Annotated in this window: 15 protein-coding genes; 12 read left to right on the top strand and 3 right to left on the bottom strand. The window is 32.7% G+C overall.

The window, feature by feature from the left end:
• Positions 1-11: 11 nt before the first annotated feature.
• The 3 genes from C7448_RS13070 to C7448_RS13060 all read right to left on the bottom strand — a co-directional run bounded on the left by C7448_RS13070 (position 12) and on the right by C7448_RS13060 (position 2,568).
• Positions 12-623, bottom strand: a complete 612-nt coding sequence (locus tag C7448_RS13070; RefSeq protein WP_115901833.1) for a bifunctional nuclease family protein — start codon at positions 621-623, stop codon at positions 12-14.
• Positions 624-771: 148 nt separating this feature from the next.
• The gene (locus C7448_RS13065) at positions 772-1,725 is read right to left on the bottom strand and encodes an electron transfer flavoprotein subunit alpha/FixB family protein (RefSeq protein ID WP_115901832.1); all 954 of its coding nucleotides are present in this window, start codon (positions 1,723-1,725) and stop codon (positions 772-774) included.
• A 102-nt stretch (positions 1,726-1,827) separates the two neighbouring features.
• Positions 1,828-2,568 carry an electron transfer flavoprotein subunit beta/FixA family protein gene (locus C7448_RS13060; protein ID WP_115901831.1) on the bottom strand — a complete coding sequence of 247 codons (741 nt, stop codon included), beginning with the start codon at positions 2,566-2,568 and terminating at the stop codon, positions 1,828-1,830.
• A gap of 213 nt (positions 2,569-2,781) precedes the next feature.
• Here C7448_RS13060 and C7448_RS13055 point away from each other — a divergent pair, with 213 nt between their 5' ends.
• From C7448_RS13055 to C7448_RS13000, 12 genes are all read left to right on the top strand, one after another.
• Positions 2,782-3,762: a pyruvate dehydrogenase complex E1 component subunit beta gene (locus C7448_RS13055; protein ID WP_115901830.1), complete on the top strand. Its 981-nt coding sequence runs from the start codon at positions 2,782-2,784 to the stop codon at positions 3,760-3,762.
• 75 nt (positions 3,763-3,837) lie between these two features.
• Positions 3,838-6,366, top strand: coding sequence for a DUF5686 family protein (locus tag C7448_RS13050; RefSeq protein ID WP_115901829.1), 2,529 nt, complete (start codon positions 3,838-3,840; stop codon positions 6,364-6,366).
• A 103-nt stretch (positions 6,367-6,469) separates the two neighbouring features.
• Positions 6,470-6,997 carry an inorganic diphosphatase gene (locus C7448_RS13045; RefSeq protein WP_115901828.1) on the top strand — a complete coding sequence of 176 codons (528 nt, stop codon included), beginning with the start codon at positions 6,470-6,472 and terminating at the stop codon, positions 6,995-6,997.
• Between the two features lie 119 nt (positions 6,998-7,116).
• The gene (locus C7448_RS13040; protein ID WP_115901827.1) at positions 7,117-9,546 is read left to right on the top strand and encodes a sodium-translocating pyrophosphatase; all 2,430 of its coding nucleotides are present in this window, start codon (positions 7,117-7,119) and stop codon (positions 9,544-9,546) included.
• Positions 9,547-10,039: 493 nt separating this feature from the next.
• Positions 10,040-10,237, top strand: coding sequence for a hypothetical protein (locus C7448_RS13035; RefSeq protein WP_115901826.1), 198 nt, complete (start codon positions 10,040-10,042; stop codon positions 10,235-10,237).
• 9 nt (positions 10,238-10,246) lie between these two features.
• Positions 10,247-10,435: a hypothetical protein gene (locus tag C7448_RS13030; protein WP_115901825.1), complete on the top strand. Its 189-nt coding sequence runs from the start codon at positions 10,247-10,249 to the stop codon at positions 10,433-10,435.
• A 227-nt stretch (positions 10,436-10,662) separates the two neighbouring features.
• Positions 10,663-11,289: a hypothetical protein gene (locus tag C7448_RS13025; RefSeq protein ID WP_147300537.1), complete on the top strand. Its 627-nt coding sequence runs from the start codon at positions 10,663-10,665 to the stop codon at positions 11,287-11,289.
• 63 nt (positions 11,290-11,352) lie between these two features.
• A complete protein-coding gene (locus C7448_RS13020) occupies positions 11,353-11,697 on the top strand; it encodes a TlpA family protein disulfide reductase (RefSeq protein ID WP_170137041.1) in 345 nt (114 codons plus the stop codon).
• Positions 11,670-11,864 (top strand): hypothetical protein, encoded by a 195-nt coding sequence (locus C7448_RS13015; protein ID WP_115901822.1) that lies wholly within the window; start codon positions 11,670-11,672, stop codon positions 11,862-11,864. Before C7448_RS13020 ends, C7448_RS13015 begins: the two co-directional genes overlap by 28 nt.
• Positions 11,865-11,914: 50 nt before the next feature.
• Positions 11,915-12,331 carry a hypothetical protein gene (locus C7448_RS13010; RefSeq protein WP_115901821.1) on the top strand — a complete coding sequence of 139 codons (417 nt, stop codon included), beginning with the start codon at positions 11,915-11,917 and terminating at the stop codon, positions 12,329-12,331.
• The gene (locus C7448_RS13005) at positions 12,328-14,481 is read left to right on the top strand and encodes a peptidase domain-containing ABC transporter (protein ID WP_115901820.1); all 2,154 of its coding nucleotides are present in this window, start codon (positions 12,328-12,330) and stop codon (positions 14,479-14,481) included. Before C7448_RS13010 ends, C7448_RS13005 begins: the two co-directional genes overlap by 4 nt.
• 358 nt (positions 14,482-14,839) lie before the next feature.
• Positions 14,840-15,499: a hypothetical protein gene (locus C7448_RS13000; RefSeq protein WP_115901819.1), complete on the top strand. Its 660-nt coding sequence runs from the start codon at positions 14,840-14,842 to the stop codon at positions 15,497-15,499.
• The last annotated feature ends 56 nt before the right edge of the window (positions 15,500-15,555 follow it).

The raw sequence follows: 15,555 nt of genomic DNA, 5'->3' as shown, positions 1-15,555 counted from the left end.
AATATTTTAAATTAAGAACGTTTGCTGATTTCATCACGAATTCTAGCTGCCAACTCGTAGTTTTCATTGGCTACAGCATCGTTAAGTTGTTCGTGTAATTCTTTAAGTGATAAGTTTGAGTAGCTCCCTTCCCCTTCTTCTTCCTCTATTGAAAACTCGATTTCGTCTTCATCTGATTCTAAGTCTTCTTCAATTGTTAGTTCTTCATCTAATTTTAGATAAATACCTGCCTTATCTAAAATGTTTTCATAGGTAAAAATTGGAGCTTCAAATCGAACTGCTAACGCTATTGCATCTGATGTTCTAGTATCAATAACCTCTTCTACTCCTTCTCGTTCGCAAATCAAACTTGAATAAAATACACCATCAACTAGTTTATGTATAATTACTTGCTTAACAGTGATAGAGAACCTATCAGAAAACGTTTTAAATAAATCGTGAGTAAGCGGTCTTGGCGGACGAATTTCCTTTTCCAAGGCTATTGCTATTGATTGTGCTTCAAACGCTCCTATGATTATAGGAAGTGTTCTGGTTCCTTCCATTTCACTCAGCACTAAAGCATATGCCCCACTTTGCGTTTGGCTATACGAAATTCCTTTTATAGTTAGTTTAATTAAACTCATGTACAATCAATCATCATAAAATACAAAAAAACTGTCTAAATTTAGGCCTTATGCTTAAAATTTTAGACAGCCTTCTAAGGTGGGCACAATTTACTAAAAATTATGAGTTGAACTCTAATTTCTAGAAAAAGAATAAATTACCACTATTTTATGCTTGTTTAAAAACTTTTAATTTTTCCACTAGCTGAGGTACAACTTCAAAAGCATCCCCAACAATACCATAATCAGCAGCCTTAAAGAAAGGTGCTTCAGGATCTGTATTGATTACTACTTTTACTTTTGAAGCATTAATTCCTGCTAAATGCTGAATTGCTCCAGAAATACCTATAGCAATATATAAGTTAGAAGCTACTGGTTTACCTGTTTGACCAACGTGTTCACTGTGAGGACGCCATCCTAAATCAGATACTGGCTTAGAACATGCAGTTGCTGCACCTAAAACATCAGCTAACTCTTCAATCATCCCCCAGTTTTCAGGTCCTTTTAAACCTCTTCCTGCAGAAACAACAATATCAGCATCAGCAATAGTAACTTTACCTGTTGCTCTATTAATGTTTTCAGATTTTACTCCTAATTCAGGTAATGTAGCATCAAAACCTTCAGCAGAACCACTTACTGCATTTTCATGTGCTCCGTAAGAGTTTTTAGCAACACCTATTACTTTTTTATCTGTTGAAACTTCAGTGTTGTTAAATCCTTTATTTGAGAATGCTTTTCTCTTAACAACAAAAGGACTTGTACTGCTTGGTAACGCTACAGCATTTGAAGCATATCCTGCCTCTAAAGCAACTGCTACTAATGGTGCTAATGTTAATCCATCAACACTAGAATCAATAATTACTGTAGTTGCTCCTTTTGCTTCTGCTACTTGTTTAATAATTGAAGCATACCCTTTAGCATTAAAAGAAGTTAAATCATTTTTTACTTCTACTACTTTTTCTGCTCCGTAAGTATATAATTCAGATGCATCTCCTCCATTAATAGTTAATACTACTAAATCATTTCCTAATTGCTCTGCTACTTTCTTTCCGTATGAAACAACCTCAAAAGCTGTTTTTTTGAATTTTCCTTCCGATGAATCGGCAAAAACTAATACAGACATATCTATTTATTTTTTTAGTCGTTAGTGGTTAGTTTCTTAGTCTTAAACACTAACAAATATTTTTATTTTATTTTTTGAACTCTATTAAAACAATTTAACCTATTAAATCACCTTAGCTTCGTTATGTAACAAATCAACTAAATCATCAACATTATCAACCAATTTAACCGCTCCTTTTGGTGCTGGTTTTTCAAAATTTTGAGTAGCTGTTGCTGCTGTTGCTCCTGTAGGTTCAACTACATTTAATGGCTTTTTACGCGCCATCATAATACCTCTCATATTAGGAATACGTAAATCTTTTTCTTCTACAATTCCTTTTTGGCCTGCAACTACCATTGGCAGCGTTGAAGACACTTTTTCTTCACCTCCATCAATCTCTCTATTTAAAGTAGCATTCGTTCCGTCTATTTCAACACCAACACATCCATTAACAAAGTTAAAATCTAACAAAGAAGCTAACATTCCAGGAACCATTTGTCCATTATAATCAGCAGACTCTTTTCCTGCTAACACTAAATCATATCCTCCGTTTTTTACAACCTCGGCTAATTCTTTAGCCACCATAAATCCGTCAGTTGGCTCAGCATTTACACGAATTGCATCATCTGCACCAATTGCTAAAGCTTTACGTAAAGTAGGCTCTGTAGAAGCTCCTCCAACATTCACTACAGTTACACTTGCTCCTTGCTTTTCTTTAAACCACATTGCACGAGTTAAACTAAACTCATCGTATGGGTTTATAACATATTGAACCCCGTTAGTATCAAACTTTGTATCGTTATCAGTAAAGTTGATTTTTGAAGTAGTATCAGGTACGTGACTGATACAAACTAATATTTTCATATATCGTTGTTTTAAAGAAACTTAATTTTGTGCGACGAAGTTAAGGATTTTTTTTAATTTACTATGCGTGCATAATAAATTTTTTCCTCAACATTAATCAACCTCAAAATTAAGATATTATTATTACATAATCATTTGTTGGTTTTAAAGCTACAATATTACCCCTATTTTTATTATTTTTGCACTCTTGATAAACAACTACTTATAAAACGTATGAAAACAGTACAATTTAGAGAAGCCGTTTGCGAAGCAATGACCGAGGAAATGCGTAGAGATGAAAGCATTTACTTAATTGGAGAAGAAGTTGCTGAGTATAATGGTGCATATAAAGCCAGCAAAGGCATGCTAGACGAGTTTGGTGATAAACGCGTTATTGATGCTCCTATTGCCGAATTGGGCTTTGGTGGTATTGCTGTAGGATCAGCAATGAACGGTAACCGCCCTATTGTTGAGTATATGACTTTCAATTTCTCATTAGTAGGAATTGACCAAATTATTAACAATGCTGCGAAAATCCGTCAAATGAGTGGTGGACAGTTTAACTGTCCTATTGTTTTCCGTGGCCCCACAGCTTCTGCAGGTCAATTAGCAGCAACACACTCACAAGCTTTTGAAAGTTGGTATGCTAACTGTCCTGGATTAAAAGTAATTGTTCCTTCTAATCCTTACGACGCAAAAGGTTTATTAAAAGCAGCTATTCGCGATGACGATCCTGTAATTTTCATGGAATCTGAACAAATGTATGGTGATAAAATGGAAATTCCTGAGGGAGAATATATCATTCCTATTGGAGTTGCAGATATTAAAAGAGAAGGTACTGATGTAACAGTAGTATCTTTTGGTAAAATCATCAAAGAAGCTTACAAAGCTGCAGACGAATTAGCTAAGGAAGGAATTTCAGTTGAAATTATTGATTTACGTACAGTTCGTCCAATGGATCATAAAGCTATTTTAAAATCTGTTAAAAAAACAAATAGATTAGTTATTTTAGAAGAAGCATGGCCTTTTGGAAATGTTTCATCAGAAATAACTTTTAGAGTACAAGATGAAGCGTTTGACTACTTAGATGCTCCTATAAAAAGAATTAATACTGCTGATACTCCTGCACCATATTCTCCTGTATTATTAGAAGAATGGTTACCAAATGCAAGTGATGTTGTTTCAGCCGTAAAAGAGGTAATGTACCGCAAATAATTCAAGAAAAAAGAAATTGAAAATAAATTAAAATCCTTTTGACTCACGTCAAAAGGATTTTGTAGTAAAAAAATAATGAAACATCTTCTTAGCCTACTATTACTACTAACTACCAGCGTTTTAAGCGCACAACTAACAATACAAGGTAAAGTAGTTGACGAGTTTGATACTCCAATGCCTTTTGTTAATGTCATTCTAAAAAACACCACACACGGAACCACTACTGATGATAATGGTAAGTTTTATTTAAAGACAAATAAATACAGAGGCGTACTTGAAATATCTTTTGTAGGATTTCAAACCCAAACCATAAAAGTCAGCCAAAAAACAAAGTTTTTAAGCATCGTTTTAAAAGAAGAAAGTAATGAGTTAGCAGAAGTCGTTATTGTTACCAAACCTAAAAAACGTTTAAAGAAAAAAGAAAATCCTGCTTATAGAATTTTAAAAGAAATATGGAAGCGTAAACGAAAAAATGGACTTGACTTAGTTGACCACTATCAATATAAGAAAAATACATCTATAGAAATTGGTCTCAACAACTTAGACACTTTGTTTTTGAAAAAAATATTCAAGAAAGAATACAAACAAGCCCTTCAAGAAATAAAATATGATAGCGATGGAATAAACTACTATATTCCTATTTATTTAAATGAACAAGTTGCCAATGTGTATGGCGATAATAAAAATAAGAATGTTAGAGAAGATATAGAAGCTGAGAAATCTGAAGGACTAGGTGCTCAAGGTTTTATTTTTGACCGAATGGCTAACACTTTTCAAAATATTGATGTTTTTAAAAACAACATAACACTGCTTCAAAAACCCTTCATCAGCCCTTTATCCACTGATGGATTTTCTACATATGACTATGTTCTGTACGATAGTATTGTTAACAACAATAAAAAACTATACAACATATATTTCTTCCCAAGAAGAGATGGAGATTTAGCCTTTCAAGGAAATTTTTGGGTAGCCGATAAAAACTTTTCTATCAAAAAACTAAAAATGAAAGTTCATAAAAGTATTAACTTGAACTTTGTAAGAGGACTTAGTTTTGAAAAAGAATTTGAAGTACAAAATGACAGTATTTACATTCCCACTAAAAATGCCTATGAAGGTGATTTTACATTCATTGATAAAAACGAAAGCAACAAAGGATTAACGATTAAAAAAGATATTACTTTTAAGAATTACGTCTTAAACAAAGCTCTTCCTAAAAATTTTTACGAACAAACTATTGAAAAGATTAGACCTGATCAATATGAAAAAGAAGATTCATACTGGGAGAATATTCAAACCGATGAAAGTAAAAAAACACACAAACTAATTGAAAGTGTTAAAGAAAAGAAACAAATAAAAAACCTAACAGGATTAATAAACACAGTAGCTAGTGGTTATATAAACACAAAAATTGGTGTTCAAATTGGGCCTCTATGGACTGCTTTTGCCAACAATCAAGTAGAGGGTTTTAGAACCAAAATGGGATTTAGAACTTTCATAACTAAAGACGATCGTTTTCGTTTAGGTGGTCATGTTGCTTACGGCTTTAAAGATAAACGTGTAAAATATGGTGCAGAAGCACGTTACCTTTTATCTTACAAACCTAGAATTGCTGTTGGAGTTGCTTACCAAAATGACATTGAACAATTGGGTAGTACTCTACTAAACACAACGCAACTTTTAGGAAGAAGCTTTGGAACAACTGCATTATTTTCAAGAGGAGACAATTTCTTTTTATCAGATATTGAAAAAATAGCTACGAACTTCGATTATCAAATTCAACAAAACCTACATTTAGGATTTAATTTTTCTCATTCAAAAATAACTTCAGCTTCTGAGAAAGATTTCTCTATGAATTATAGAGATGAAAACGGAAACGTTCAATCACAAGTAACCGATGTTGCTTCCGATATTTATGTTTCATTCACTCCAGGGAGGTTTGTATACGGATTAGGTGTAGAAAGACGTTTTGGAAAAAACGTGTTCCCTACTTTTGTACTAAACTACCGAAGAGGTTATAAAGGGCCTTTTAATGGAACCCATAGTTATGATAAAATCCAATTCAAATATAGTCAACCAATTTTACTAAGTAAGTTTGGTACTTTAGACGCTAGTTTTGAAGCGGGAAAAACATTTGGTACAGTTCCAGTTGCCTTATTAAGTCCAATTCCTGCCAACCAAACATTCTCATTAGTTAAAGACACTTTTGCTTTACTTAATTATTACGATTTTGTTGCCGATGAATATTTAGCAGGACATTTTGAACACCATTTTAATGGTTATATTTTGAACAGAATACCGCTATTAAAAAAATTAAAACTAAGAAGTTTAGTTTCTTTTAGAGCTGCTTACGGAAACATTTCTCAACAAAATAGAGCTATAAACGATGGATTAGTTAATAGTAGTGGAGCACCTAACGTTAACTACAATGCTCCAAACAAACTATATTATGAATACAGTGTTGGATTAGAAAATATTGGATATGGTAACTTGCGTTTTCTAAGGATTGACGCTATTTGGAGAAGTAATTATACACCACCTACTGGCTCAATTGTTGCTCCAACACCTAAGTTCGCAATCCGTATAGGTATTAAACCCGGCTTATAATCATACATTTAACCATAAATTACCTTTATTTTTTCTTTAAAAAAACTAATAAATCACTACTTTTGCAAACCGATTTTAGAAAACGAAGAAAAGTTTAGAATATATGACCGCAAAAGAAAGAAAGACAGTTGATGTTTTAATTGAAATACCAAAAGGAAGTAGAAACAAGTACGAATACGATTTTGATTTAGGAAAAATCCGTTTTGATAGAATGTTATTCTCATCAATGATGTATCCTGGAGACTATGGATTTATTCCTCAAACTTTAGCATTAGACGGAGATCCTTTAGATGTTTTAGTTTTAGGTGCTGAACCAACTTTTCCAATGTGTGTTATGGAAGTAAAACCAATTGGTGTTTTCCATATGGCAGACGAAAAAGGACCAGACGAAAAAATTGTTTGTGTACCAGTATCTGATCCAATTTGGAACAGATATAACAACATCACTGACTTAAACCCACACCGTCAAAAAGAAATCACACACTTTTTCCAAGTATACAAAGACTTAGAAAAGAAAAAAGTTGATATTGGAGACTGGGGTGATGCAGATGAAGCATACGAAATTTTAGATAAATGTTTAGAGCGTTATGAAAATAGCGAACATAAAACAAATGGAGATTTTATCATTTAATATGTAAAATTCATCTTATATAAAACAAAAAACCTCTCAGTTACAACTGAGAGGTTTTTTGTTTAATTATTGATTTTGTTATATTTACGAACACTTATAACTAATCAAATAACAATAACATGAAACAAAACATGATATATGTGCCAATAGCATTGGCAATTTTAGGGCTCATTTTTATGTACATAAAAATGGTCTGGGTAAAAAAGCAAGATCCTGGAAATGAAAAAATGCAATCCATTTCTAAAAGCATTAAAGAAGGAGCTCTTGCTTTTTTAGCTGCCGAGTATCGACTACTATTAATCTTTGTAGTTATTGCTTCATTAGCTTTATTTGGAATCTCTCAATTAGTAGAAACTACAAGTATCATGATTGTTCCTGCTTTTATTATAGGAGCAATTTTTTCTGCTTTAGCAGGAAATATAGGAATGCGTATAGCAACCGATGCCAATGCACGAACCGCAGAAGCTGCCAAAACTAGTTTACCTCAAGCACTAAAAGTGTCTTTTGGTGGTGGAACCGTAATGGGATTAGGAGTAGCAGGTTTAGCCGTTTTAGGGTTAAGTCTATTCTTTCTAATCTTCGTCGGTCAATTTATTACAAATGGAGGTAATTTTTATAATGAAATGACTGTTGTTTTAGAAGCCTTAGCTGGGTTTTCTTTAGGAGCTGAATCAATTGCTTTATTTGCTCGTGTTGGTGGAGGTATTTATACCAAGGCTGCGGATGTTGGTGCCGATTTAGTAGGAAAAGTAGAAGCAGGAATCCCCGAAGATGATCCTCGTAATCCAGCAACCATTGCTGATAACGTTGGTGATAATGTTGGTGATGTTGCAGGTATGGGAGCCGATTTATTTGGTTCGTACGTAGCAACCGTATTAGCAGCTATGGTGCTAGGAAATTATGTTATTAGAGACATGTCCATAACCTCACCTTTTTCTGATGCCTTTAACGGAATGGGACCAATATTACTCCCTTTAGTAATTGCAGGAGTCGGTATCGTAGCATCAATCATCGGAACTTTTTTAGTAGGAATCAAAGACAATACAGCAAAAGAAGCACAAGTACAAAAAGCACTAGATACTGGAAACTGGGTTGCTATTATTTTAACATTAATAGCTAGTTTCTTTTTGATTAAATGGATGCTTCCTGAAACAATGCAAATGAAGTTCTTCGGAGAAGGCTTTAAAGAAGTAGCAGCTATCAATGTGTTTTGGGCTGCCTGTATTGGTTTAGCTGTAGGAGCATTAATCTCAATGGTTACAGCTTATTATACCAGTTTAGGTAAAAAACCAGTGTTAGCTATCGTACAAAACAGTGCTACAGGTGCTGGAACCAATATTATTGCAGGTTTAGCGGTAGGCATGAAATCTACTTTTTTATCTGTTTTATTATTTGCTGCTGCCATTTATGGCTCATATTATTTCGCTGGATTTTACGGAGTTGCTTTAGCAGCTTCAGCAATGATGGCTACAACCGCTATGCAATTAGCTATTGATGCTTTCGGACCTATTGCCGATAATGCTGGTGGAGTTGCTGAAATGAGTGAACTAGAAGATCACGTTCGTGAGCGTACCGATATTTTAGATTCAGTAGGAAATACCACTGCTGCTGTCGGTAAGGGGTTTGCCATTGCTTCCGCTGCCTTAACTGCTTTAGCGTTGTTTGCTGCCTATGTTACTTTTACAGGAATTGACGGAATTAACATTTTTAAAGCAGATGTATTAGCCATGTTATTTGTTGGTGGAATGATTCCAGTAATATTTTCTGCCTTAGCAATGCAATCCGTAGGAAAAGCTGCTATGGAAATGGTACACGAAGTACGTCGTCAGTTTAAAGAAATTCCAGGAATCATGGAAGGAACGGGTACTCCTGAATATGCAAAATGTGTAGATATTTCAACCAAAGCTGCCTTAAAAGAAATGATTTTACCTGGGTTAATTACCATAATCACCCCTATTCTTATCGGGTTATTGTTTGGCGCTGAACCTTTAGGTGGTTATATGGCTGGTGTTTGTGTTTCTGGTGTAATGTGGGCCATTTTCCAAAACAATGCTGGTGGTGCTTGGGACAATGCTAAAAAATCATTTGAAGCTGGTGTTGAAATCAATGGAGAAATGACTTACAAAGGTTCTGATGCACATAAAGCTGCTGTGACAGGAGATACTGTAGGTGATCCTTTTAAAGATACCTCTGGACCATCAATGAATATTTTAATTAAACTTACGTGTTTAGTAGGATTAGTAATTGCTCCAATATTAGGTGGACATACTTCTTCTAAAATTCATGAAGACACAGAAAATAGTAAAGTCTGGATTGACAAGAATGGAGAAAAGCATGAGGTAAAACTTTCTACTGATGCTGAATTCACTACAGAAAATAAAATGGAAAACATCGTTAAAGTAACTATTGAAAAGAATGATGATGGTACTGCTAAAGCTACTATTACTACTACAATTATTAAAAACGGTGAAGAAACAACTGAAGAAAAAACTTTTGAAGGTACCTTAGAAGAGGTTGAAAATAAAATAAAAGAGTACGAAAACAAATAAAAAGCTAAACACACCTCATAAACACTCAAACCCGATAGCAATACTGCTATCGGGTTTCTTATTTTTCTATACCCCCACACCACACATTACTCAACAATAAAACCCCAAAAAACAAACAAAACACTAAATTAAATATTAAAAAACAACACAAAATTTAAAAAATGTTTGTTTTATAAAAATATGTTTTTAAATTAGCCTTGCTAAAGAAATAAAAAAAAAGAATTGCTGATTACCGAAATTGCTGATTACCGAAATTGCTGATTACCGAAATTGCTGATTACCGAAATTGCTGATTACCGAAATTCTACATTATTTCTTAACAAACCTAAAAGTTATTACCGTAAAGGTGCTAAAAAATATTTTTGCGCAAAAATGGTCATAAAGCTATGAGTGACTTAAAAGAAATCATGGAAAAGTTATAATTATTAAATGCTATTCAAATGGTTAAAATTATACTACTTATAATAGCATTTATATTAAAAATTATGTTATTATGAAAACATTAGAATTAAATCAAATGGAAAGCCTTCAAGGAGGTTTAAGCTGTGAAGACAGTTTAGGGTTTTCTGCTGGACTTTATACTGTAGGTATTGTTTTAACAGCCAGTGGAGCAGGAGCAGGATTTGGATTAGCCATATTAGGAGCTACAGCTTTATTTGGCTCAGCAGTTGGAGTTTGTGGAAATAATTAAACCTATATTATGAGAACAATAGAATTAAATCAAATGGAGTTAATTGAAGGTGGTGATTTTTGGGGATCTTTTTGTAAAGGATTTGCAGCAGGAGCTGTAGTCTATGAAGCTGGAGTTTTAGCTAATATTTGGAACCCTGCTGGTCAAGCAGGTTTAGTAGCCTTAGTCAGTGTATCTGCTGCATGTATTTTAATTTAATATTATTGGGTATCTTTAAAGATACCCAATATAAACAAAATTTTATTTTATGAAAATGAAAAATAAGTTTCAGTTTTTTATTTTGATTTTTATCTTAGTTTTAATTATTCTAGACTTTTTCTCTCTGTTTAAACTAAATGATTTTTTACTAAAAATTATTTATGCAGTTTTAATCATAATCTTCATTTTTAATCTTTACAATAACAAAAAGAAGATATAAAATGTTAATGAAATATAGATTCATATTAGTATTAATACTAACATATTTTACAACGTTTATTTCGGTTAACTTATTAAATACAGAAGAAATAATCTTTAAATATTATTCTGAACAGTTTACGGAAAAAGAAATTTATAATTTAATTGATAGTCAAAAAAAGCTATCATGGCTTACCTATTCCATAGCTCCAATACTAATTTTAATAAGAACAAGCTTAGTTGCCTTATGCTTAAACATAGGTTTATTTTTCTACGACACAGAAAATAAGATAAAATTTAAGCAGCTATTTAAAGTTGCCTTGTTAGGAGAGTTTGTCCTAGTATTCGTAGGTTTTGTAAAACTACTATACTTTTTATTTATAAAAACAGACTATACCTTACAAGACATTCAACAGTTTTATCCTCTAAGCTATATTAATTTTTTAGATATTGAAAATATAGAACCTTGGCTTATATACCCTTTACAAACCATTAACTTATTTGAAATAGCCTACTTTTTTGTACTGGTATATGGAGTACACAAACTACTAAAAAACAACTATTGGAAAAGTTTTGAAATCACCGCAGCTAGTTATGGCACAGGTTTAGTCATTTGGTTAGGGTTAGTAATGTTTTTAACCTTAAACTTAACCTAGGTTATTTAAAAGCGCTCCTTAAGCATAGCCGAAATGATAAAAATTTCAGTAAAAAATAGTATTATGAAGAAAAAACTCAAATTAGTTATAGGAATTGTATTGGTAGCAATTGTTACTTTTTTAGGCTATAAAATAACTACCAAGCTCAACCATAAAAAAGAAGTTGCTGAGCGTATTAAAACCATCCCTAACTTTTCCTTTACAACCCTAAACGGAGAAATTTTTACGCAAAACAACTTACAAAACAAACCCACGGTTTTTGTATACTTTAATTCCGAGTGTGATTATTGTCAATCAGAAGCTACAAAAATTCAAAAACGTTTACAAGATTTTAAACACACACAATTAGTATTCGTTTCTTTTGAAAAAAAGAACAAATATTGCAGTTTTCTAAAAGCTATAAATTAGATAATCAAAAAAATGTTACTTTCTTAGAAGATACCAAGGCTAAGTTTGCTACTATTTTCGATGTAAACTCTATACCCTATATTGTTGTTTACAACAAAAACCAACAACTAGTACAAAGGTTTAAAGGAGCTACAAAAATAGAAGATATTTTAAAAGTCATTCCGTAACAGAAAAACCATTCCTGTGTAACCAGAAACCTTACTATCAAAAAATTATAATGAAAGAAAAAATTCATTTTGATTATATCGGCAATATTAATCGGTTAACTGTATTAAGCTTTGCTCTTTTATTAATAGTTTTAGGATTTTTTACTTTTCTAACTACTGAAAACAGTAAATGGAGTAGTGGTCTTTTAGCTTTATTAAATTTTAGTCTCGCCATATATTTCTCAAAAGTTTTCTGGTACAAAAACTATGTTCGCTATAACAAGCTAGGTATGTTGATTAAAATACAATCATTCACTGGTAAACAAATCAATTTTAGCGAACTAGCTAAAGTTGAGCTAACAGAAAACTCTCTCATTATTTATAAAAGAAGAATAAAAGAACCGTTAAGTTTTAATATTGCTTCTATTGAAAAAGGCGATGTTTTAAAATTGTATAATCTACTTAACCAGAAAATAAAAGAGCTATGAACAAAAAACACATTCATAAAACCCATGTACTACAACATGACCAATCCGATTGTGGAGTTGCCTGTTTATTATCGTTAATTCAATATTATGGAGGAGCAAACTCCATAGAAAAATTAAGAGAATTAAGCGGTACAACACGCCAAGGAACTACCTTATTAGGGCTATATCAAACTGCCAACCAAATAGGCTTTACTTCACAAGGTAACGAAGCAGACATACAAGCATTGATAGATCATGATGCCCCATTAATACTACACGTACTTCTAGAAAACAAATTACAACACTACGTGGTTTGTTATGGGTTTAAAAATAACCAATTCATCATAGGCGACCCAGGAAAAGGAATTTCAACCCTTACTAAAGAAGAACTAGAAAAAATATGGATTTCTAAAACCTGCTTAACCCTAAGCCCTAACGAAAAATTTATAAAAGCAGAAGAAACAAAAAAATCAAAAAAACAATGGTTTTTACAACTATTACAAGAAGACAAGCAATTATTAACTATAAGTATCGTACTAGGAGTAGGAATTGCCGTATTAGGAATGGCAATGTCAGTATTTTCTCAAAAACTAATCGATGATATTTTACCATCACAAAACACCAAAAAATTAATATCAGGCATTGGGCTTCTAACCTTTTTGTTACTGGTAAGAGTGGGCTTTACTACCTTAAGAGAATTATTATTAATACGACAATCAAAAGACTTTAATAACCGAATAATTGACTCTTTCTACACCTCTTTACTCCATTTACCAAAACCTTTTTTTGACACCCGTAAAATAGGAGAATTAGTAGCGCGATTAAACGACACAAACAGAGTGCAAAAAGTAATCAAGTTCATAGCCAGCAATGTAGTTATTGATGCTTTAGTTGTATTAGTATCATTTGGTTTTTTATTTTTCTACTCATGGAAAGTAGGTATTATCGCCTTGGTTAGTTTGCCTATTTACTTTTTCATAATATACCGATTCAATCATAAAATTATCAAATCACAAAAAGAAGTCATGCAAAGTTATGCCTTAAACGAAAGCAACTACATCAGCTCAATGCAAGGTATAGCCACTATAAAAAACTACAACAGGCAATCATTCTTTCAAAAGATAAATCAATTAGTATTTGGCAACCTGCAAAATAAAATTGTTGATTTAGGTAAAATAAATGTACGCTTAGCACTACTCTCAGGTATTGCAGGAGTCTTATTTTTAATGGCTATTTTATCATATACCTCATACCAAGTATATCAAAAACAAATGCAATTAGGAGAACTAATGGCAATATTAGGTATTGCAGGCTCGCTATTACCGTCAATAACCAATTTAGCATTAATTACCATACCTATAAACGAAGCAAAAATAGCTTTTAACCGTATGTTTGAGTTTACATCGATAGAAAAAGAAAAACAAGGAACAATAGAACTCACAAACTTTGAACACTTACAAATAAACGACCTATCGTTCCGTTTTGCAGGCAGAAGTCAACTACTAAAAAAAGTAAACCTTACCATAAAAAAAGGAGAGCTCTCAGCAATTGTTGGAGAAAGCGGAAGCGGTAAAAGCACCTTAGGACAAATACTACAGAAATTCTACGATTTTGAAAACGGGACAATAATTGTCAATAAAAAAGAAGCTCTTAACGATATTAAGCTAACTAGTTGGAGAAACTTAGTAGGAGTTGTTCCACAAGAAATCACCATTTTTAACGGCAATGTATTAGACAATATTTTATTAGGAAAAGAAGACACTCCAGAAAATGTTGTAAAATTTTGTCAAGAACACGGTTTTGAAGAATTCATTAAAGAATTTCCACAAGGATATACTACCATACTAGGAGAAGAAGGAGTGAATTTATCAGGAGGACAAAAACAAATCATAGCCCTAGCACGTGTTTTATATAAAAAACCACAACTACTAATTTTAGACGAGGCCACTGCTGCTATGGATAGAAAAACTGAAAAGTTCAGTATCCAATTAATTACTAGATTAAAAGAGCAAATGGGCGTGCTGTTTATTTCCCACCGTTTAGAAACCCTAAAAAAATATGCCGACACTATATATGTATTAGAAAAAGGAGAAACCACCATAAAAGGAAATCATAAGCAATTATTAGAAACCTCAAATTTTTATAGTGACTATTGGAAAGAATTAACTTAACTAGAAAAGATAGACCATATTATACAAACCATTATTCTCCTTCTTGTACTCTTTTACAATGTTAATCAAAAACCAAAGCAAAATTAAAACTCTGAAACTCTGAAACTCTGAAACTCTGAAACTAAAAAACCACAAACAACCCGTAGGACAAGAAAAATAAGAGCAAAAAACAGCCAAACAACAAACAATAACACAAAAAGAACCCGTAGGACAATAAAACCAACAAGAAGGAACACACAAACAACCAGTAGGAACTAATAAATAACTAGTAGGAAAAGAAAACCAAGTAGAAGGAAAGCATAAACAACCCGTAGGAATACAAAAACGATGAAAAATAAATAACCATAAAAATAAAATTATGACAGCAAAAAGAAAAACCTCAGAAGCTCAAATACTCGAAAAGTATCGTATTGCTTTAACAAACGTTCTAAACCAAACAGAAATAGCCAATCAAATGGCACAATTTGGCTACGACACAACTAAAATAGAAATAGGCAACCAACTATGGCAGCACGCCAATAACGCATACAACACCAACAAAAACGAAGACGACGAAACCTTCGAAGCCTATACTATATTTAGCAATCAAAAAAAACAATTAGCCCAAACCTATAACCTACACCGTAAAAAAGCCAAAATAATTTTCCGAAAAAAACCAGTAACACTCGAAAAGTTAGCCGTTACAGGAACCAAACCACAAGTGTATATTAACTGGTTAGAAACCTTAAAAAAATTCTATAGCACAGCAAACACAAGTGCAGAAATTCAAGAACAGCTACAAACACTAAACATATCACAAGAAGAAATAACCAATACTATAACACAAATAAACAATTTAGAAAGCACAAGAGCCAACTACCTTAAAGAAAAAGGAGAATCACAAGATGCAACCAAAACCAAAGACCAAGCCTTTGCTAAAATTGAAGACTGGATGAGAGACTTTTACGCAGTCGCATCCATAGCATTAGAAGACCAACCACAACTTATTGAAGCCCTAAGCAAACAAATAAAAAGCTAAACACACACCTCATAAAAACTCAAACCCGATAGCAGTATTTCTATCGGGTTTCTTAT

Source organism: Tenacibaculum gallaicum, from assembly GCF_003387615.1.
Lineage (GTDB): Bacteria > Bacteroidota > Bacteroidia > Flavobacteriales > Flavobacteriaceae > Polaribacter > Polaribacter gallaicus.
Note: the sequence above shows the minus strand (reverse complement) of the source record. Positions and strands in the feature narration are given on the sequence as shown.